The organism is Candidatus Rokuibacteriota bacterium (assembly GCA_016209385.1).
Taxonomy (GTDB): Bacteria; Methylomirabilota; Methylomirabilia; order Rokubacteriales; family CSP1-6; genus JACQWB01.
In genome coordinates, this window is the sequence record JACQWB010000150.1 from 1 (window position 1) to 20,607 (window position 20,607).

17 protein-coding genes are annotated in these 20,607 nt (G+C 70.0%); all 17 read left to right on the forward strand.

Annotated elements, in window-relative coordinates; genetic code table 11:
* On the forward strand, positions 1-1,150 hold a 1,150-nt coding region (locus HY726_10550; GenBank protein MBI4609439.1), incomplete at its 5' end, for an SEC-C domain-containing protein.
* A gap of 9 nt (positions 1,151-1,159) precedes the next feature.
* Positions 1,160-2,530 carry a hypothetical protein gene (locus HY726_10555; GenBank protein MBI4609440.1) on the forward strand — a complete coding sequence of 457 codons (1,371 nt, stop codon included), beginning with the start codon at positions 1,160-1,162 and terminating at the stop codon, positions 2,528-2,530.
* The gene (locus HY726_10560) at positions 2,523-3,935 is read left to right on the forward strand and encodes a sigma-54-dependent Fis family transcriptional regulator (GenBank protein ID MBI4609441.1); all 1,413 of its coding nucleotides are present in this window, start codon (positions 2,523-2,525) and stop codon (positions 3,933-3,935) included. Before HY726_10555 ends, HY726_10560 begins: the two co-directional genes overlap by 8 nt.
* Positions 3,936-4,230: 295 nt before the next feature.
* Positions 4,231-7,791, forward strand: coding sequence for a chromosome segregation protein SMC (gene smc / locus HY726_10565; protein MBI4609442.1), 3,561 nt, complete (start codon positions 4,231-4,233; stop codon positions 7,789-7,791).
* Between the two features lie 58 nt (positions 7,792-7,849).
* The gene (locus HY726_10570) at positions 7,850-8,590 is read left to right on the forward strand and encodes a DUF4115 domain-containing protein (protein ID MBI4609443.1); all 741 of its coding nucleotides are present in this window, start codon (positions 7,850-7,852) and stop codon (positions 8,588-8,590) included.
* A complete protein-coding gene (gene ftsY / locus HY726_10575) occupies positions 8,587-9,510 on the forward strand; it encodes a signal recognition particle-docking protein FtsY (protein MBI4609444.1) in 924 nt (307 codons plus the stop codon). The genes HY726_10570 and ftsY overlap by 4 nt, the downstream gene beginning before the upstream one ends.
* A 40-nt stretch (positions 9,511-9,550) precedes the next feature.
* Positions 9,551-10,627 carry a bifunctional diaminohydroxyphosphoribosylaminopyrimidine deaminase/5-amino-6-(5-phosphoribosylamino)uracil reductase RibD gene (ribD, locus tag HY726_10580; GenBank protein MBI4609445.1) on the forward strand — a complete coding sequence of 359 codons (1,077 nt, stop codon included), beginning with the start codon at positions 9,551-9,553 and terminating at the stop codon, positions 10,625-10,627.
* A gap of 1 nt (position 10,628) precedes the next feature.
* Positions 10,629-11,249, forward strand: a complete 621-nt coding sequence (locus HY726_10585) for a riboflavin synthase (protein ID MBI4609446.1) — start codon at positions 10,629-10,631, stop codon at positions 11,247-11,249.
* On the forward strand, positions 11,246-12,484 hold the full coding sequence (locus HY726_10590; protein MBI4609447.1) for a bifunctional 3,4-dihydroxy-2-butanone-4-phosphate synthase/GTP cyclohydrolase II: 1,239 nt from the start codon (positions 11,246-11,248) through the stop codon (positions 12,482-12,484). Before HY726_10585 ends, HY726_10590 begins: the two co-directional genes overlap by 4 nt.
* Positions 12,485-12,503: 19 nt before the next feature.
* The gene (locus HY726_10595; protein ID MBI4609448.1) at positions 12,504-13,001 is read left to right on the forward strand and encodes a 6,7-dimethyl-8-ribityllumazine synthase; all 498 of its coding nucleotides are present in this window, start codon (positions 12,504-12,506) and stop codon (positions 12,999-13,001) included.
* 255 nt (positions 13,002-13,256) lie between these two features.
* Positions 13,257-13,673 carry a transcription antitermination factor NusB gene (nusB, locus tag HY726_10600; GenBank protein MBI4609449.1) on the forward strand — a complete coding sequence of 139 codons (417 nt, stop codon included), beginning with the start codon at positions 13,257-13,259 and terminating at the stop codon, positions 13,671-13,673.
* Positions 13,674-13,691: 18 nt separating this feature from the next.
* A complete protein-coding gene (locus HY726_10605; GenBank protein ID MBI4609450.1) occupies positions 13,692-14,420 on the forward strand; it encodes a metallophosphoesterase in 729 nt (242 codons plus the stop codon).
* Positions 14,410-15,945, forward strand: coding sequence for an apolipoprotein N-acyltransferase (lnt, locus tag HY726_10610; protein MBI4609451.1), 1,536 nt, complete (start codon positions 14,410-14,412; stop codon positions 15,943-15,945). The genes HY726_10605 and lnt overlap by 11 nt, the downstream gene beginning before the upstream one ends.
* Before the next feature lies 1 nt (position 15,946).
* Positions 15,947-17,045, forward strand: a protein-coding gene (gene prfB, locus HY726_10615; protein MBI4609452.1) for a peptide chain release factor 2 whose coding sequence is annotated in 2 segments (ribosomal slippage) — positions 15,947-16,015 and positions 16,017-17,045 — 1,098 coding nt in all. Because the reading frame shifts where the segments join, the coding sequence is not laid out codon by codon here.
* Between the two features lie 30 nt (positions 17,046-17,075).
* The gene (gene lysS / locus HY726_10620) at positions 17,076-18,590 is read left to right on the forward strand and encodes a lysine--tRNA ligase (GenBank protein MBI4609453.1); all 1,515 of its coding nucleotides are present in this window, start codon (positions 17,076-17,078) and stop codon (positions 18,588-18,590) included.
* The gene (locus tag HY726_10625) at positions 18,590-19,834 is read left to right on the forward strand and encodes an ABC transporter permease (protein ID MBI4609454.1); all 1,245 of its coding nucleotides are present in this window, start codon (positions 18,590-18,592) and stop codon (positions 19,832-19,834) included. Before lysS ends, HY726_10625 begins: the two co-directional genes overlap by 1 nt.
* Entirely contained in the window at positions 19,827-20,507 is a 681-nt protein-coding gene (locus HY726_10630) for an ABC transporter ATP-binding protein (protein ID MBI4609455.1), read from the forward strand. Before HY726_10625 ends, HY726_10630 begins: the two co-directional genes overlap by 8 nt.
* Positions 20,508-20,607: the final 100 nt, after the last annotated feature.

Here is a 20,607-nt window from a genome sequence, read left to right on the forward strand (position 1 = left end):
GGCCAAAGAGATCCTGAGCAAGAAGTGGCTCGACCCGCTGTCGGCGCCGCCTGAGGAGGGGGCGCGTGCGCTGGCCGACGCCCGGCGGATCACGGAGCCCGAGCACGAGCGCGTCGTCAAGCTCTGGGGCCTGCACATCATCGGCACCGAGCGACACGAGTCCCGCCGGGTCGACAACCAGCTCCGCGGGCGCGCCGGCCGCCAGGGCGACCCGGGATCCTCCCGCTTCTACCTCTCGCTGGAGGACGACCTGCTCCGGATCTTCGGGTCCCAGCGGATCCAGAAGATCATGGATCGGCTCGGATTGGAGGAGGCGGAGCCGATCGAGAGCAAGATGGTGACGCGGCAGATCGCCTACGCCCAGAAACGGGTCGAGACGCACAACTTCGAGATCCGCAAGCACCTCCTCGAGTACGACGACGTGATGAACAAGCAGCGGGAGGTCATCTACGGGATGCGCCGGGAGATCCTGTCGGGCGAGAGCCAGCAGGAGACCATCGTGGAGTGGATGGAGGAGCTCCTCGATGGTGTCCTCGACCTCTACGCGCCGCGGGATGCCCACCCGGAGGACTGGGACCTCTCAGCGCTCTCGGAAGCGCTCCACCGCCAGTTCGACGTGCGGCTGCCGGCGGAGGCGCAGCACGGCGAGCTGATCTCGCGCGACGGGCTCCGCCAGCTCCTGTGGGAGACGATCGACGCGCACTACCGGAACCGGGAGCAGGCCACCGGCAGTGACGCCCTGCGGCAGCTCGAGCGGGTCGTGATGCTGCAGGTCATCGACACGCAGTGGAAGGATCACCTGCTCTCCATGGACCACCTGAAGGAGGGGATCGGGCTCCGCGGCTACGGCCAGCGGGACCCGCTCACCGAGTACAAGCGGGAGGCCTTCGATCTCTTCCAGGAGACGGTCGACCGGATCAAGACCCAGGTCGTCGAGTGGCTGTTCAAGGTCCAGCTCGTCCGCGAGCCGGCCGCGGCCGAGCGGCGGAACCCGTGGGCCGACGCGATCGAGTCCCACGGGGAGGGCGCGCGCGCGGCCGCCCGCCCCGCGCCCCGAAGCGCCGGCGGCCAGAAGGTCGGGCGCAACGAGCCCTGCCCGTGCGGGTCGGGGAAGAAGTACAAGAAGTGTTGTCTGTTGAAAGCCTCGTGAGGCGCGCCGATGGACGCTGTAGAGTCTCCCGTTAAAGCCGAGGCCGGCGTGGTCGGCGGCACGGCGGCGGAGTCTCTCACGGGTTCGGCCGAGCGCACACGCTGGAGCGCGGTCTTCAGCGTGCTCGGGCGGGACGAGCGGGTGTTCGCGGTCCTGCTCGCGCTCGCGATGGTGGGCGGGCTGGCGGCGATCGGGCAGGTGCCACCGCTCCGGCGCAAGTACGAGATCGACCTCTTTTGGCTCGTCGTCAAGTTCGTCGCGTACAAGGCCGGGGTGTTCCTGTTGGTGACGCTGCGACCCCCCGCGACGCGCCTCATCTTCCTGGGGGCGCTCGCCGTGGACCTGATCCTCGTCTTCTGGCTCCTCTGGTTCACGGGCGGTGGCGAGAGCCTCTTCTACCTCCTGTTCTTCCCCCTCGTCGCCGTCAACGCCTACTACTTCGGTCCCTGGGTCGGGCTGGTCGCGTCGCTGGTGGCCGGCGCGCTGTACGCGCTCGCGGCGTACCTGGCCACGCCCTGGGTCGGCTGGACGCCGGTGGCGGTGCTGTCCGCGCTGGTGGGCCTCCCGGCCTTTGCGCTCGGGCACGTCGCGGAGCGCGAGCGGCGGTCACGCGCCGAGGTGGAGCGCCTCAACCTCCAGCTCAAGGGGACGCTGGACCGGCTCGAGGCCGCGCAGGAGGAGCTGCTGCTGGCCGAACGGATGGCGACCGTCGGCCGTCTCTCGCTGAAGGTGGCGCACGAGGTCCGGAATCCGATCAGCGCCATCGAGCTGAACGCGGAGATGCTGGGGGACATCGTCCGGGCGCGCCCCGGGTCGGACATGGAGGAGGCGTCGGGTCTGGTGGGAGCGATCCGCGAACAGGTGACCGCGTTGGGGGCCCTGACCGAGGAGTACCTGGCGTTCGCGCGGTTCCCGCGCCCGAACTTCGACGAGGACTGGGTGAACGACGTCATCGAGGAGATGGCCGAGTTCATCCGCCCCGTCGCGGCGCGCCAGGGCACGACGCTCCGGGTGGCGTGTGACCCCAAGATCCCGCCGCTGATGGTGGACCGCGCGCTGCTCCGTCAGGCGGTGCTCAACCTGGTCAAGAACGGGCTCGAGTCGATCTCGCGCGATGGCGAGCTGACCGTGACCACCGAGCTCGTCGGTGACTCGGTGGAGATCTCTGTGAGCGACACGGGCGCCGGGATCAGCGAGGAGGTCGCCCGCCGGCTCTTCGAGCCGTTCTTCACGACCAAACCCCAGGGCACCGGGCTCGGGCTCTCCATCGCCCGGCAGATCGTCGAGGAGCACGGGGGGGAGATCCGGTGGCGGAGACAGCCGGGTCCCGGGGCCACCTTCACGCTTCGACTGCCCCTCAAGCGGACCGAACATGGCTGAGCCCGCAACCCTCCTTGTCGCCGACGACGATCCCGCGGTCCGGGAGAGCTTGGAACGCACGCTGACCCGCGAGGGATACCAGGTGATCCTGGCCGCCGACGGCCAGGCGGCGCTCGAGCGCCTCCAGGGCGGCGGCGTGGACCTCGTCCTCGCCGACCTGAAGATGCCGGGCCTGAGCGGGCTGGAGCTGCTCCGCGCGGCCAAGGTGGTCGCGCCCGAGGTGGACGTGATCATGCTGACCGCCTTCGGCACGGTGGAGCAGGCCGTGCGGGCGATGAAGGACGGCGCGTACGACTTCCTCACCAAGCCCTTCCAGCGGGCGCAGCTCCTCCGGCTCATCCGCCAGGCGCTCGAGCGCCGTGCGCTGATCGAGCAGAACCGCGCCCTGCAGCGACGCCTTGACGACCTCCTCCAGCAGGGGGCGATCATCGGCACGAGCCCGGCCTTCTCGCGGATGATGACGCTCGTCGAGCAGGTGGCGGACAGCTCGGCGACCGTGCTGATCGAGGGCGAGAGCGGGTCGGGGAAGGAGCTGGTGGCCCGGGCGATCCACCAGCGCTCGCGGCGGCGCGGTGGCGCCTTTGTCGCGGTGAACTGCGCGGCACTTCCTGAGGCGCTGCTCGAGTCCGAGCTCTTCGGCTACGAGAAGGGGGCGTTCACGGGCGCAGCCGGACGCAAGGAAGGCCGGTTTGAGCTGGCCGACGGCGGGACGCTCTTCCTCGACGAGGTGGCCGATCTCTCGCCGGTCACCCAGCCGAAGATCCTGCGCGTGCTCCAGGAGGGGGAGTTCGAGCGCGTCGGGGGCACCAAGACCATCCGCGTGGACGTCAGGATCGTGGCAGCGACGAACCAGGACCTGGCCCAGCTCGTGCGGGAGAAGCGCTTCCGCGAAGACCTCTACTACCGCCTGAACGTCATCACGATCAACCTGCCCCCGCTCCGGGAGCGGTGGGAGGACGTGCCGCTCCTCGCCCATCACTTCCTGCGCGTCTACGCCGCCAAGAACGACCGGCGGCTCGAAGGCTTCAGCGAGGAAGCCGTGGAGCGCCTGGAGGGGTACTCCTGGCCGGGCAATGTCCGGGAGCTCGAGCACGTCGTCGAGCGCGCGGTGATCCTCGCCCGCGGCTCGCTCGTCGAGGCCGGCGACCTTCCCGAGCATGTCGTCGGCGTCTCCGGGCGCCCCGACTGGGTGAAGACGATCCCGATTGGCATCCCGCTCGCGGAGATCGAGCAGCGGGTCCTGGAAGAGACGCTCCAGCACACGAAGGGGAACAAGACTCTGGCGGCGAAGCTCCTCGGCATCGACCCTTCAACGGTGTACCGCCGGCTCAAGCAGGGCGAGAGCGAAGAAGCCCCGACGGCGGAGGCGGGGTCGGCAAGCGAGCCGGCTGAGGGCGACCGGTAGGGAACCCGGAGGGGGGCTACGCCCCCCTTCCGGACCTCCCCCCAGGATGGGTTGCGCCGGCCGGGTACCCACTCCGCAGGAGTGGGTGGGCGCTCGAACGCGCTTACTCGGACAGGGTGCTAGCCGGCGCGCCGCCCGCTCACGATCAGCGACCCGCAACCTGACCTGACGCTACGTGTCTCAAGGCCTGGGGTTCCTCCGGCTTGTGGCCCCCTACGGCTGGTAGTTTTTTCTTTCCGCCTAGCCGCTCCGTGTGGTAAGAAAGGGGAAGCGCCCTCCCTGGGGGGGGTCGAGGATGCAGCTCACGACGATCATCCTGCACGGGTTCAAGTCGTTCGCGGAGAAGACCGAGCTCCAGGTCCTCCCGGGGATCACCGCCATCGTCGGGCCAAACGGGTGCGGCAAGAGCAATATCTCGGAGGCCGTTCGTTGGGCGCTGGGCGAGCAGAGCCCCAAGTCCCTCCGCGGGCACCGGATGGAGGACGTGATCTTCCACGGCTCGGCCTCTCGCAAGCCGCTCGGGCTGGCCGAGGTGAGGCTGGTCTTTAGCAACGACGGGGCGCTTTCCGTCCCGTGGGGCGAGGTCCAGGTCAGCCGCCGGCTCTACCGGACCGGCGAGAGCGAGTACCTGCTGAACAAGAACCTGTGCCGCCTTCGCGACGTCCTGGACCTCTTCGTCGGCACCGGCGTCAACCCCAAAGCCTACGCCCTCATGGACCAGGAGCGCCTCAACCACGTCCTCACCAGTCGGCCGCTCGAACGCCGCGTGCTGATCGAAGAAGCCGCGGGGATCAGCCGCTACAAGCAGCAGCGGGCCGAGACCCGTGGGAAGCTGGACGCGGCGCGCCAGAACCTCCTCCGCGTCAAGGACGTGATGGACGAGGTGAAGCGCCAGCTCAGCTCGCTGGAGCGCCAGGCCCGAAGGGCCCAGCAGTACAAGGCCATCCAGGCGGAGAAGCAGTCGCTCGCGATCGCCCTCGTCGCCGCCGAGCACGCCGGCCTCCGGGCGCGGGAGCGTGCGCTGGCCGAGCGAATGAGTCGGCTCCGCCGGGAGGAGGAGGCGGCCCGGACGAAACTTGCAGGGCTGGCCGCGCGCGAGGCGACCCAGCAGACCCGGATCCAGGAGTCCGAGCACCGGCTGGCCGACCTGAGGCAGGCAGTCCAGAAGATCCAAGGCGAGTTGGAGCGCCTCCTCGAGCGGCGGGAGCAGCTGGGCGTTCAGCTCCGTGAGCTTGCCGCCGAGGATCTCCGCCTGCAGGAGGAGGCGCGCTTGATTGCCGAGAGGGGAGCCGCCCTTTCAGCCGAGCTGGACGCTAAGGCCCGCCTCCTGGCCGAGACGCTGGACGAGCACCGGCGGCGCGCCGAGGAAGTCGAGGCGTGTGCGGCGCGGCTGGGAGCCCTCCAGCGCGACCTCCAGGCGGCCCGCGAGCAGATCGAGGCGCTCCGGCTGGAGCAGCTCAGGGTCGCCGGAGAGCGCTCAGAGATCACACGGGCCATCGGCGAACTCCGCGAGCGCGAGCACCAGCTCCTGCGGCGGCACGAGCGTCTGGTCGGGGAGCTGGCTCAATGCCGCGGCGAAGCGGGGGAGCTGGCCGAGCGCCGGGACAGGCTGGAGGCCGAGGCGGCGCGGGCGCGCGGCGCGCTCGCGGCGATCGCCGAGGAGCGGGGGCGGCTCGAATCCGCGCTGGCGGAGTGCGAGGCCCGTCGCGCCGAGGAGCACGCGATCCTGACCGATCTGCGCCTGGCGCTGGCGGCGCAGCAGTCGAGCCTGGACGCTCTGGAGCGGCTGGAGCGCGAGCGCGAGGGGTACGGGGAGGCCGTCCGTCTGGTCCTCTCAGGTGCCGGCGGCGCGTCGGTGCGGGGCGTCGTCGGCACGGTGGCCGATCTCCTGGACGTCCCGGGTGGGCTCGAGTCCGCGGTGGAGGCGCTCCTCGGCGAGCGCCTCACGTGGGTCGTCGTCGAACGCTTCGAGGACGCGAAGGGTGCGCTCGCCTTTCTGAACCAGCGCAAGGCGGGACCGGCCACGTTCCTTCCCCTGGAGACGCTGCCCGCCACCGACGGGCTCCCCGATCCACAGGACGGTCTCCGGTGGGCCGCCCGGCTCGTCGGATCGGCCCACCCCAAGCTGCTCCACTATCTCCTCGATCGAGTCGCCGTCGTGACGCATCTGGCAGAGGCCGAGGCCCTCTGGCGCCGGAACGGGAGCCCGGCCACCTACGTGACGCTCGCGGGGGAGGTGCTGTCCGCGACGGGACGGCTCACGGGTGGGCGAGGAGCGCGTGACGGCAGTGGCCTCGAGACGTCCCTCCTCGCGAGGAAGCGAGCGATCCGGGACGGGCGGGTGGCGCTCGATGGGCTCGAGCGCGAAGTCGGTCAGGCCCAGGCGCGGGCCGAGCGGGTGGAGGCCGAGCTCCAGAACCTGCGCAGCCGTCTGGCGGCCCTCCTTGAGTCCACGCATCGCGAGGAGGTTCGTTGCCTCGGCCTCGACCAGGACCTCGCGCGCGCAGCGACTGAGGGGGAGCGGCTCGCCCGCCACCTCGAAACGCTGTCGGCGGAGGAACGCCAGGTCCTGGCCGAGCTTCAGGAGACGCGCCGGGCGCGCGCGAACCTGGATGCGCAGGTGGAGGCGGCGAGGCGCAGAGAGGAAGCGCTGGCCCAGGCGTCGGCCGGGATCAGCCAGGCGATCGAGCGGCTCGAGGGTGACGAGCGGGCGCTCCTCGAAATGCTGACCGCCGCCCAGGTCGCCTCGGCGTCGCTCGGCGAGCGCGTGGAAGGCCTCAAGCGGGAGCTGGCGCAGCTGGAGGAGACGGCACGGGATCTGGAGGCGCGCCTCGCCCAGTCGCGAGACCGGCGCCAGCAGCTTGCGGGCCGGACGAGCGACCTTGAGCTGGAGCGCGAGCGTGCCGATCACCTGGCGCGCGAGGTGGCCGCAGACCGCGACCGCCAGGAGTCGGCCGAGCGGAGCGCCGTCGCCGGTCACCAGTTGCTCCTCGACGAGTTGCGGGAGGTCCAGGCCCACGTCCAGGGCGACGAGCACGAAATGGCTCGAGCGCGTGACGCGCTCCACGCCGCCGAGCTCGAGGCGACGGAAGGGCGCGTCCGACGGGAGGAGCTCGAGCAGGAAGCGCGGCGGAGCTTCGGCCTCGAGCCGGCGGTGCTGGCCCAGCAGTACGACCCTCATCTGGAGCTGGACGCGGCGCGGGGACGCCTGGCCGAGTTGGAGGCAAGGCTCGCCGCGCTTGGACCAGTCAACCTGGTGGCCGACGAAGAGTACCGGGAGCTCGAGGAGCGCCTGATCTTTCTCGGCACCGAGCACGACGATCTGATCGCCTCCATCAAAGATCTCGAGAAGGCGCTTCGGGGGATGACACGGACGGCCCACGAGCGCTTTCAGGAGGCCTTCGAGGCGATCAACCGTCACTTCGGGGAGATCTTCTCGCGTCTCTTCGAGGGTGGTCAGGCTGAGCTCCGGCTGGTTCCAGGGGAAGAAGGGGACACCGATCCTCTCGAGACCGGTGTGGATCTGATGGCCCAGCCGCGCGGTAAACGCCTCCAGTCGGTTTCGCTCCTCTCCGGCGGTGAGAAGGCGCTCACGGGGCTCGCTCTTCTCTTCGCGATCTTCTACTACCGGCCGAGCCCCTTCTGCATCCTGGACGAGGTAGATGCGCCTTTGGATGACGCGAACATCCAGCGATTCCTTCGAGTGCTTCGTGAACTCGGCCGTCAGACCCAGTTCGTTGTGATTACCCACAACCGGAAGACCATGGAGGCGGCTGACGTTCTGTACGGCATCACGATGGAAGAACCCGGACTGTCCCGCCTGGTCTCGGTAAAGCTCATCCAGGCCCTCGCGTAACTCCCCTCGCGCGTTGACTTGTCTTTCACCCCGGGCTTACACTTCCCGTGGGTGAGGCATGGCTCAATCGCTCGGGGCGTACTTTCGAGAACTCAGGCTGGTGCGGGGCGTCTCGCTGGACGAGGTGGCCCGTGCCACGCGGGTCAGTCAGCGCTACTTGGAAGCCCTCGAAGCCGACAGGCTGGACGACCTACCGGCTCCCGTCTTCACCAAAGGGTTCATCCGCGCGTACGCCCAGGTCCTGAGAGAGCCGCCGGACGAGGCGCTCGCCCGTTACCGAGAACTCGCCGGCGACTCCGCCGTCGAGGCCCCACCGGTGACTGCCACCCGCTCGTTCGAGTCCCGCGGGCGCGGCCCAGCGCTGGTCAGCCTGGCGCTCCTGATCGGTCTGGGTGCCGGCCTCTTCGGCCTCACGCTGAGCCTCAAGAACCGGACGCCGAAAGTCTCGGTGCCGGCCCAGCCGAGCCCGCCGCCGGCCCAGGCTCCCGTCGCGCCGCCAAGTCCGAGCGCCGAGAACGCGGTGAATGTCGTCGAAGCGTCGCCGGCGCGGCTGGTGGCGCGGACCAACGAGCCGACCTGGATCAGCGTCCAGACCGACGACGGCCGCATCGTGCAGGAGCTCCTCCCAGCCGGCGCGACGCGTGAGTGGACCTCGCCCAAGCGCTTCCTCCTCACCATCGGCAACGCGGGTGGCGTCTCCCTCGAGCTCAACGGTCGGCCGCTACCGCCGCTGGGCGCGCGGGGCGCGGTGATCCGCCAGCTCGTCATTCCCGCCGAGCCCGGGATCCCTACGCCGTGAGCTGGGTGTCTGCCGTCGCCGAACGGCTGCGCCTCGGACTCAGCCGTTCCCAGAACCTCCTGCGCGGGGGACTGGCCGCGCTCGTGTCGTCCCACGCGGCCGTGGATGCCAGCTTCCTGGAAGGGCTGGAGGAGCTTCTGATCGCGGCCGACGTGGGCCCGGTGGTCGCGCGGCGGTTCACCGACAGGCTCAGGGCGGAAGTCGAGCGAGGCCACCGCGGCTCTCCGGAAGAGGTGCGTGCGGCGTTCCGCGAGTTCCTGCTCGAGACCCTCGCGCCGGCCGCCCAGCCCCTCGACCTCGCGCACACGCCGAGCGTGCTGTTCGTCCTCGGCGTCAACGGCTCGGGGAAAACCACGACGTGCGGGAAGCTCGCCGCGGCCCTCAAGGCCGACGGGAAGGCGGTGCTCCTGGCCGCCGCGGACACGTTCCGGGCAGCCGCGATCGAGCAGCTCGAGGCGTGGGGCGATCGGGTCGGCGCCGAGGTCATCCGTCAGGCGCCCGGGGCCGATCCAGGGGCCGTCGTCTTCGACGCGCTGAAGGCGGCGATGGCTCGGAGGGTGGACGCGCTGATCGTCGACACAGCCGGCCGGCTGCACACGAAGCAACCGCTGATGGAGGAACTGGCGAAGCTGACGCGCGTGGCGGCCAAGCAGCTTCCCGGGGCTCCCCACGAGCGGCTCATGGTGCTCGACGCGCCCACGGGGCAGAACGGCCTCGCCCAGGCCCGACTCTTCCACGCCCACGTCGGGCTGACGGGCATCGTCCTGACCAAGCTCGACGGCACCGCCAAGGGCGGCATCGTCGTGCGGATCTACCAGGAGCTCGGCCTTTCGATCAAGCTCGTGGGAACCGGCGAGGGAAGCGAGGACCTTCAGCCCTTTGACCCGGAGGCCTTTGTGGCCGCGCTGCTCCCTGAGTGAGAGGTGAGCCGTGACCTCCCCCTCCGATGACCGCGCCGTTATGCGGCGGGCGCTCGGGCTGGCCGTGCGGGCCCAGGGCCTCACGTCGCCAAACCCGCTCGTCGGCGCTGTCGTCGTGCGGGACGGCGCCGTCGTCGCGGAAGGCCATCACCGCCACGCTGGTGCGCCCCACGCCGAGATCGAGGCGCTCGGGGTCGCGGGCGAGCTCGCCCGCGGGGCCACGCTCCACGTGACACTCGAACCGTGTGTCCACCGCGGACGGACCGGCCCGTGCGTGCCCGAGGTCCTCGCCGCCGGGATCAAGCGAGTCGTGGTGGCGACGGCGGATCCGAACCCGCAGGTGAACGGGCGGGGGATCGCTGCGCTCAGGGACGCGGGGGTCGAGGTGACGGTCGGGGTCCTCGAAGCCGAGGCGCGGGAAGTGAACCGCGCGTTCTTCACGTACATGACGGCGCAACGCCCCCTCGTGACCCTGAAGGCGGCGGTTTCGCTCGACGGGAAGATCGCGGCGTGGGACCGGACGTCGCGCTGGATCACCGGAGAGGTGGCGCGCCTGGAGGCGCACCGGTTCCGGAGCCGCGTGGACGCGATCGTCGTGGGGATCGGCACAGTGCTGGCCGACGACCCGAGCCTGACCGTGAGGTTGCCTGAGCCGTGGCCCCGCGAGCCCCTCCGGGTCGTCGTGGACACGCGGGCCCGGACCCCGCTGACGGCTCGCGTCGTCGCCGCGGGGAGGCTCGAGCGGACGGTGATCGCGACGACCGAGCTGGCCCCGCGCGACCGGGTTCGGCGGCTCGGAGGCTGCGGGGCGACGGTCCTGACGCTCCCGTCGCGCGACGGGCGGGTGGATCTGGCGGCGCTGATGAAGGCGCTGGCCGAGCGGGAGGTGACGGCGCTTCTCCTCGAGGGTGGCGGCGAGCTGAACTGGGCGTTCCTGGAGGCCGGCCTCGTCGACCGGGTCGCCTTCTTCGTCGCTCCGACGTTGCTCGGCGGCGCGGGGGCGCCGAGCGTCGTCGGAGGCGCGGGGCGAAGCCTGAAGGAGGCCTTCCGCCTCTCGCGCGTGACGGCGCGCCAGGTGGGTGACGACCTGCTGATCGAAGGGGACGTCGAGCGGTAGAATGTTCACGGGAATCGTCGAAGAGCTGGGGGAGGTGGCGCTGCTCGCGCCCCGCGGGACGGCTTGGCGCCTCACGGTGAAGGCCGCGCGGGTGCTCGAGGGTAGCGAGCTCGGCGCCAGCCTCGCCGTCAACGGCGTCTGCCTGACAGTCGTCGAGCGCGGCGGTGGGTGGCTCGGCTTCGATCTGGCGCCCGAGACGCTAAAGGTGAGCGCGCTCGGAAATCTCGCCCCCGGCGACGCCGTGAACCTGGAGCGGCCCGCCCGTCTCGGGGCGCCGCTCGGCGGCCACCTCGTCCTCGGTCACGTGGACGGTGTAGGGACCGTGGCGGCCGCCGCTCGCGAGGGCGAGACGCTCAGGATGCGGATCACTCTCCCCGACCGCGGCCTCGCGCGTTACCTGATCCCGAGGGGATCGGTGGCAGTGGACGGGGTCAGCCTCACGATCGCCGGGCTCGCGCCGGAGGCCTTCGAGGTGATGGTGATCCCTCACACGCTGGCCGTCACCACGCTCGGGAAGCGGGGACCCGGGGCCCGGGTCAACCTCGAGATGGACCTGATCGGTAAGTATCTCTTTCGCTTCTTCGAAACCAGTGGTCAGCCTTGGCCCGGAGGTGCCGCATGACCGATTCGCCGAAGTCCGGCCGCCCCTTCGAGTTCGCCTCCATCGAGAGCGCCATCGAGGAGATCCGGGCGGGGCGGCTCATCATCGTGGTGGACGACGAGGACCGGGAGAACGAGGGTGACCTCGTCATGGCCGCGGACCGGGTGACCCCGGAGGCCGTGAACTTCATGACGAAGTACGGGCGCGGCCTGATCTGCGTCCCGATGACCGGCGAACGGCTCGACGCCCTCCGCATCTCGATGATGGTGCAGGACAACACGGCCCCCATGGGAACGGCCTTCACGGTCACCGTGGACGCCAAGCGCGGCGTCACGACCGGGACCTCGGCCTACGACCGTGCTGTGACGGTCAGGACGCTCGTGGATCCCCAGACACGCGCCGAGGATCTCGCCCGGCCCGGCCACATCCTACCGCTCCGGGCGATGCCGGGCGGCGTGCTCCGCCGGGCGGGCCACACGGAGGCGGCCGTGGACCTCGCGCGGCTCGCAGGACTGTCCTCCGCGGGCGTGATCTGCGAGGTGATGGACGCGGACGGGGGCATGGCGCGCGTGCCCCAGCTGATGGAGCTGGCGGGCGCCCATGACCTCAAGGTGATCACGATCAAGGACCTGATCGAATACCGGATCACCAAGGAGAAGCTGGTGCGGCGCGCCGCCACGACGCGCCTCCACACCGAGCTGGGCGACTTCACCGCGATCGCCTACGAGACGACGGTGGACAGCCGGGTCCCGCTCGCCCTCGTCGTCGGGGATGTCGCCGACGGCAGGCCGGTCCTGGTGCGGGTCCACTCCGAGTGCCTCACCGGGGACGTCTTTCACGATAAGCGCTGCGACTGCGGCTCCCAGCTCGAAACGGCCCTGACCATCATCCAGAAGGACGGGCGGGGGGTCTTCGTCTACATGCGCCAGGAAGGGCGGGGCATCGGTCTCCTGAACAAGATGCGCGCCTACGAGCTGCAGGATCAGGGGAAGGACACGGTGGAGGCAAACCTGGCGCTGGGCTTCAAGGCGGACCTCCGCGACTACGGGATCGGCGCCCAGATCCTCGTTGACCTGGGAGTCCGTCAGATGCGGCTGCTGACTAACAACCCGAAGAAGATCGTCGGCCTGGAAGGGTATGGCCTGACAATGGTCGAGCGGGTGCCGATCGAGGTCCCCCCGACGCCCGCGAACCGGCAGTACCTGAAGACCAAGCAGGTGAAGCTGGGCCACCTGCTGTCCTTTCCGTCGGACTGAGCGTGCTGGAGCGCTGAAAATGTCCGGGGCCGCACCGAAGCGTCAGATCGCACGGGGTCCCCGCTCGCTCCGCTTCGGCATCGTCGTGGCCCGTTTCAACGAATCCATCTCGAAGCGGCTCCTCGACGGGGCGGTCGAGGGCTTCAGCGCGCACGGTGTGCCGTCGGACGGCGTCGAGGTTCACTGGGTGCCCGGCTCCTTTGAGCTTCCGCTGGCGGCCCTGCATCTTGCGCGGACGGGCCGCTTCGCGGCGCTGGTCTGCCTCGGCGTGGTGATCAGGGGTCAGACGCCGCATTTCGAGCACGTGGCCCGCGAGGCGGCTGCCGGGATCCGCCAGGCGGCGATGCAGACCGGGGTCCCGATCACGTTCGGGGTGCTCACCGCGCTCAGCGAGGAGCAGGCCCGCGAGCGCGCGGGTGGCGCGGTGGGGAACCGTGGCGAGGAAGCCGCACTCGCCGCGCTGGAGATGGCCGGCTGGGTGAGCCGCATGCGACGGCGGCCTCGGAGAACACGGTGAGCGTAGCCCTGGATACGGACAGCTCATGATGCGGCGCAGTTTCGAGCGCGGGCTTTGCCCGCGCAATCAACTCGGGCCTCGCCTCGTGGCTGTCAGTTCGGGCCTCGCCTCGTCGCGGGCGCAGGCGATGAAACTGCCTGCGCCGACGCGCCTCGGCTCGAACCGCCACGCCTGCGGCTCGTCGGCAGCCCCTCGGCTCGAACTGCAACGGGGGAAGGTTCGGAAGGGGGGCGGAGCCCCCCTCCGAGAGTGGTGATGGGGAAGCGGCGGAAGGCCCGGGAGCTGGCGCTCCAACTCCTCTACCAGCTCGACCTCCGGGGCGAGGCCGATCCAGACCTCCACCTGCCCGAGTTCTGGACGCGCCACGCGGTGGACGACGAGGTGAGGGTCTTCACCGAGACGCTGGTGCGGGGCGCGAAGCTGCACCAGCCGAAGATCGACGAGCTGATCAGGCAGTACGCCGACAACTGGGATCTCGAGCGGATGGCAGTCGTGGACCGGAATATTCTCCGGGAGGGGATCTTCGAGCTTCTGTGGCTGGCCGAGATCCCCCCGAAAGTGGCGATCAACGAGGCGCTGGAGGTCGCGAAGAAGTTCAGCACCGGGGAGTCCACCCGCTTCATCAACGGGATCCTGGACCGGGTCCGGAAAGAGTTCCGGCCACAGGCCTGATCCCCCTAGAGGCGTCTCATCCGTTACGCGCTCCTGTCCGACATCCACGCGAACCTCGAAGCGTTGACGGCCGTGCTCGCCCACGCAGAGCAGGTCGGTGTGGACGCGTTCCTCTGCCTGGGGGATGTGGTCGGGTACGGGGCCGATCCGGGCCTGTGCCTGGGGACGGTTCGCGAGCGTGGCGCGAGGCTGGTGGCCGGGAACCACGAGCACGGCGTCGCCGGGCTTCTGGACCTGGAGTGGTTCAACGACGTGGCGCGGGCCGCCGCGCTCTGGACGGCGGCCCGGCTCTCCGACGAGGAGCGCGCCGCCCTGGGGCGGCTCCCCCTCGTTCTCACGGTCGACGGGGCCACCCTCGTGCACGCGAGCCCCCGCCAGCCGGAGGCCTGGGACTACCTGATCAGCCCGCGCGACGGCTTCGAGGCGTTCGACTTCTTCCCCGGACAGCTCTGCTTCGTGGGTCACTCGCACCGGCCCGGCGTCTGGATCCACGGCGAAGACGGATACCGGTACCTCCCCGGCCCCCCGACGATCCGGCTCGATGCTGACCGGCGCTTCATCGTCAACGTGGGGAGCGCGGGGCAGCCGCGCGACCGCGATTCGCGCGCCGCCTACGCGGTGTGGGACGCCGCGGCGGGCAGCGTCACGATCCACCGCGTCCCCTACGACACCGCGACCGCCCAGAGCAAGATCTACCGCGCGGGGCTCCCGCGCATCCTCGGCGAGCGACTGGCCGATGGCCGGTGACGCGCCAGCCGGCCAGGCGAGCATCTTCCAGGTCGCCCGGTGCCGGATCCCGCTGCTCCTGGGCTCGGCGCTCCTGGGCGTCCTGGCCTACCCGAACCTCAACTGGCACCTCCTGATCTGGGTCGCGCTCGTCCCGGTCTTCGCGTGCGCGCTCGTGCGCGGGCCGCGGCAGGCCTTGGCCGACGGCTGGCTCCACGGCCTCGTCTTCTTCACCCTCCTCCTCCGCTGGCTCGACCATACCTTCCGTACGTACAGCGTGATGCCGTGGCCGCTCACCTGGCTCCCCATCCTGGGATTGGCTGGCTACTGCGGGCTCTACACCGGACTCGTGGCGGCGGGGGTGAGCTGGCTCCGCTGCCGTCTCGGACCCGCCCCGAGCCTGGCCGCGGCGCCCGTCCTCTGGATCGCCGGCGAGTGGGTCAGGGGACACGCGCTTTCCGGATTCCCCTGGGGCCTCCTGGGCTACTCCCAGGCATTCGCGCTCCCGGTGATCCAGATCGCAGAGTGGACCGGCGTCTACGGCGTCTCGTTCCTCGTCGCTAGCGTGAACTCCGCCCTGGCTGGCGCGGCGGTGCTCGGCTGGCGGAGGGCCGCGCGGGGGCTGGCGGGTGCCGCGGCGCTGGTGCTGCTCGCCCTTGTCGCGGGATGGCAGGCGCTCGCCGCGGTCGTCGACGACTCACTCCGCATCGCTGTGGTGCAGCCGTCGATCGACCAGGCCCGCAAGTGGGATATGGCCATGCTCACCCGGACCCTGGAAGTCCACCGCGATCTGACACTGGAGGCGACGCGCACGTCGGCGAGGCTGGTGATCTGGCCCGAAACGGCGATCCCCCTGCTTCTTCGGGAGGATCCGGCTCTGCTGGGGCGCCTGCGCGGGCTCGCCGCTGAGGTCGGAGCGCCGCTGGTGGTGGGGGGGATTGACGGGGATCGGGCAGGCCGGCGCTACTTTAACAGCGCGTTTTTCCTGACGGAACGAGGGATCGAGGCGAAGTATGATAAAATACATCTCGTTCCGTTCGGCGAGTACGTTCCCCTGTCGGGGGTGCTCGGGTTCGTCCGGGGGTGGGGTGAGTTCATCTCCGAGCTCGTGCCGGGCAGGACACCGGTGGTGTTCCCGTTCCGGGAGGCGCCGTTCGGCGTCGTGATCTGCTACGAGGGGCTGTTCCCGGAACTTTTCCGAGAGTTCGTGGCAAAAGGAGCGCGCTTGATGGTCAACATCACGAACGACGCGTGGTTCGGCGAGACCAGCGGCCCGTGGCAGCACCTGTCGGTGCTGCCGCTCCGCGCGGTGGAGAACCGCGTGGCGATCGCGCGCTCCGCGAACACGGGGGTGTCCGCGGTGATCGAGCCGAGCGGCCGGGTCCGGCAGACGCTTGGGCTCTTCCGGCGCGGTATGCTCGGAGACAGCGTCCCGCGCTCGAGCCGCACCACCTTCTACACCCGCTACGGCGATGCCTTCGCCTATGCCTGCCTCGGGCTCGCCCTTGCGACCGTAGCCTGGGCGGTTTCCAGGAGGGCCGGCTAGGATGCTCGGCGAGCTGAAGCGCGAGGTGCTCGAGGTCGAGAAGCGGCTCGAAGATCTCCGGGGGCACCTTTGACATCCCCGCCAAGGAAGCCCGCCTCAGCCAGATCGAGGCCGAGATGGCCTCGCCGGCCTTCTGGGATGGCCGCCGCCGTTCCCAGGGGCTGATCCAGGAACGTTCCGAGCTGGCCCGCCTGCTGGGTCGCTGGCGGAACCTCGCAAAGCAAGCCGAGGAGCTCCGCGTCCTCTGGGAGCTCGCCGCCGAGGAGGGAGACGAGGGGCTCGCACCCGAGATCGAGGCCGGCCTCCGCGAGCTCCGGCGAGGCCTCGACGAGTTCGAGCTCAAGGTCACGCTCTCCGGTCCCCACGACCCCAAGGCGGCGATCGTTTCGATCCACTCCGGGGCGGGGGGCACCGAGTCCCAGGACTGGGCCCAGATGCTCATGCGGATGTACCTGCGCTGGGCCGAGCGCGCGGGCTACGCGGCCGAGGTGGTGGACCTGCTCCCCGGGGAAGAGGCGGGGGTCAAGTCGGTCACGCTGGAAATCACCGGCGAGTACTCCTACGGCTACCTCAAGGGCGAGACCGGTGTGCACCGGCTGGTCCGGATCTCGCCCTTCGATGCCTCCCGCCGTCGTCACACCTCTTTCGCCTCCGTCTCCGTGATCCCCGAAGTCGAGGACGTGGAGGTCGTGATCCGCGACGAGGACATTCGAATCGACGTCTTCCGGTCGTCCGGGCCCGGAGGGCAGGGGGTGAACACCGCGGATTCGGCGGTCCGCATCACCCACTACCCGACGACCATCGTCGTTCAATGCCAGAACGAACGCTCCCAGCTTCGCAACCGTGACACCGCCATGCGGATCCTGCGGGCCCGTCTCTACCAGCTCTACGAGAAGAAGCAGCGGGAAGAGCTGGCCGAGCTGACCGGGGAGAAGAAGGAGATCGCCTTCGGAAGCCAGATCCGCTCGTACACCTTTCATCCGTACCAGCTCATCAAGGACCATCGCACGGGCCTCGAGGTGGGGAACGTGGAGGCGGTGATGGACGGCGACCTCGATCCCTTCATCAAGGCCTTCCTCGTTTCGGGGAAGCCGGCCTAGCCGTGGGAACACGGGCCCCGCTGGGCGTCGATGAAGCCTGACGCGACCAACGAGCTGATCCGCCAGCGCCACGCCAAGCTCCGGGCCCTCCGGGAGCGCGGGATCGATCCGTTCGGCGCCCGCTACCCGGTGACCCACTGGGTTCGCGACTTCGAGGGGCTCCGGGCTGCCTCGACGGAAGAGGAGCTCCGGAACTTCGGTACGGTCAGCGTGGCGGGCCGCATCATGGCGCTCCGGCACCACGGCAAGACCTGTTTCGCGCACCTCCGCGACTACACCGGCCAGATTCAGCTCTACGGCCGCGCCGACCAGCTAGCGGACGAGTACGTGCTCTTCGCGGACCTGGACGCGGGCGATTTCATCGGCGTGACCGGCGAGCTGTTTCGACCGCGCACGGGCGAGCTGACGGTCGCCGTCAAATCGTTCGCGTTCCTCGCCAAGTCGCTCCGGCCACTCCCGGAGAAGTGGCACGGCCTGAAGGACGTCGAGACGCGCTACCGCCAGCGGTACGTGGACCTGCTGGTGAACCCCGCGGTCCGCAACGTGTTCGTGCTGAAGACGCGGCTGATCCAGGCGATGCGGGAATTCCTCGATGCCCGCGGGTTCATCGAGGTCGAGACTCCCATGATGCAGCCGATCCCGGGCGGGGCCGCCGCGCGCCCGTTCGTCACGCACCACAACGCCCTGGGTGTGGACCTCTATCTGCGGGTGGCGCCGGAGCTCTACCTGAAGCGCCTCGTCGTCGGCGGGTTCGACCGGGTCTACGAGATGAATCGGAACTTCCGGAACGAGGGGGTCTCCACCCAGCACAACCCCGAGTTCACGATGCTCGAGTTCTACCAGGCCTACGCCGACGTCAACGACCTGATGGAGCTCACCGAGGCGCTGTTCCTCCACCTGGCGCAGTCGCTGACGGGGAGCCTCCGTCTGAACTACCAGGGCGAGGCGATCGACCTCACACCCCCGTGGCGGCGACTGGGCTTCTTCGCGGCGCTGAGTGAGGCGCTGGGGGTCTCCGTCACTCCCGCGACCGAGCCGGCGCGCCTCCACGAGCTAGCGCGCGCCAGGAACGCAGACATGGACGCGGACCTGCCGGGCCCGAAGCTCTGGAAGGAGCTGTTCGAGACCCTGGTGGAGCCGGCGCTGGTCCAGCCGACGTTCGTCGTGGACTTCCCGATCGAGCTCTCCCCGCTCGCCAAGCGGAAGCGCGACAACCCCCGGCTCGCGGACCGCTTCGAGCTGTTCGTGGCCCGAAAGGAGCTCGCCAACGCCTACACCGAGCTGAACGATCCCGAGGAGCAGCGGGAGCGCTTCCGCGAGCAGGCGGCCGAGCGAGAGCGCGGCGACGTCGAAGCCCACTGGCTCGACGAGGACTTCGTCCGGGCGCTCGAGTACGGGATGCCGCCCACGGCGGGCGAGGGGATCGGCATCGATCGCGTCGTCATGCTGTTCGCCGATCAGCCTTCCATCCGGGACGTGATCCTCTTTCCCCACCTCCGACCCGAGCGCGGCCAGGCTGACGCGCGCCGGGAGGCCGAGCGCTGATGGCCGGCAGGCGCCTCCCCGTCGAGCTCTTCCTGAGCCTGCGCTACCTCCGCGCGCGGGGCAGCCGGACGAACCTCTCGCTCTTCGTCTGGATCGGGATCGGCGGCGTGTTCCTGGGGGTCAGCGCTCTCATCGTCGTGCTGGCCGTCATGACGGGCCTCCAGGCCGGGATCAAGGAAAAGATCATCGCCGCCCACCCCCACATTCTCGTTCTGGACCCGAGGGGCGGGGGCCTCGGGGACTTCCGCGCCCTGGCCGCGCAGATCCGCGAGGTCCCGGGGGTCAAGAGCGCGGCGCCCTTCGTCCTCCAGCAGGCGCTCTTCACCGCTCCGGGCGGCGGCGCCACCGGCGCGCTCCTCCGGGGCGTGGACCTCGACGACGCGGGCGTGCGGGTCGCGCTCGCGAGCCAGGTCAAGCTGGGCGAGCCCGCCGAACTGAGCCGGCCGGGCGCCTCGCCGGGCCTCCTGCTCGGGCGCGAGCTGGCGCGCACGCTCGGCGTCGTCCCCGGCGACAGCGTCACCGTCATCTCGCCGCGGGCGGCCATGACCGCGGTCGGAATGGTTCCCAAGATGCGCCGCTTCGTCGTCACCGGGATCTTCGAGGCCGGGATGTACGAGTACGACGCCTCGCTCGCGTACGCGTCGCTGCCGATGGCCCAAGAATTCGCCGGCCTGGAGGATCGGGTCACCGGGATCGAGGTCAAGCTTCACGACCCGTTCGACGCCAAGGCGGTCGGACGCGCCATCGGGGCGCGTGTCGGTGTTCCGTTCTGGATCCGTGACTGGATGGATATGAACCGGAACTTCTTCGCCGCCCTCCAGCTGGAGAAGCTGGCGCTCTTCATCATCGTGACGATCATCGTCCTGGTGGCGGCCTTCGCCATCATCGGCCACCTCGTGCTCCTGGTCGCGGAGAAGCGTAAGGAGATCGGGATCCTGAAGGCGCTCGGCGCGCCGGCCCGGAGCGTGGCCACGATCTTCCTCACGGTGGGGATGCTGATCGGAGTCGTCGGGACCGCCGCGGGGAGCTGCTTTGGCTGGGCGCTCATCTGGGTCCAGAACACCTTCAAGGTGGTCCGGCTCGCCGGGGAGGTCTACCAGATCGACTACCTCCCGATGAAGTTGACCGGGCTCGACTTCGCCCTGATCGTGTGCACGACCCTTCTGATCTCGTTCCTGGCCACCCTCTCGCCGGCCAGGCGGGCCGCCGCGCTGGAGCCCGCGGAGGTCCTCCGATATGAGTGATCTCCTCGTGGCGCGCGAGCTCGAGAAGGAGTACCGGAGCGGCCCCGAACCGGTCAGGGTCCTGCGCGGGGTCAACCTCGCGATCCGGGAGGGTGAGGCTGTGGTCGTGGTTGGCGCCTCCGGCGTCGGCAAGTCCACGCTGCTCCACCTCCTGGGGGCGCTCGACCGTCCCACGTCCGGCCAGGTGCTCTTCGACGGGGAGGAGATCTTTGCGCGCTCCGAGAACGGGCTCGCGCGGTTCCGCCGGACGGAGGTCGGCTTCATCTTCCAGTTGTACAACCTCTTCGCGGAGATGACGGCGCTGGAGAACGCAATGCTGCCGGCGCTCCTCCAGCGCCAGCCGATCGGGGAGGCCCGCCAGCTCGCCGTCGATGCCCTCGTCGAGGTGGGGCTCGGTGATCGTCAACGGCACAGGCCGGGAGAGCTGTCGGGAGGCGAGCAGCAGCGCGTGGCGATCGCCCGGGCGCTCGTCGGCGGGCCCCGCCTTGTCCTCGCTGACGAGCCAACCGGGAACCTGGATCCAAAGACGAGCGAAGTCATCTTCGACCTGTTCCTCCGGCTCCAGGCCGAGCGCGGGTTGACGTTCGTGATCGCGACCCACAACCAGGAGCTCGCGCGGAAGGCCGACCGCGGCTACCGGCTGGTGGACGGGCGGGCAGTTCCATGGCCGTAGCACAATCGGAGGGGGCCCGGGTACCCACGCCGGAGGCGTGGGTGTCCCCCTCCGAGGCCTCCCCCAGGAATGGTGGTTCGAGCCGAGGGGCTGCCGACGA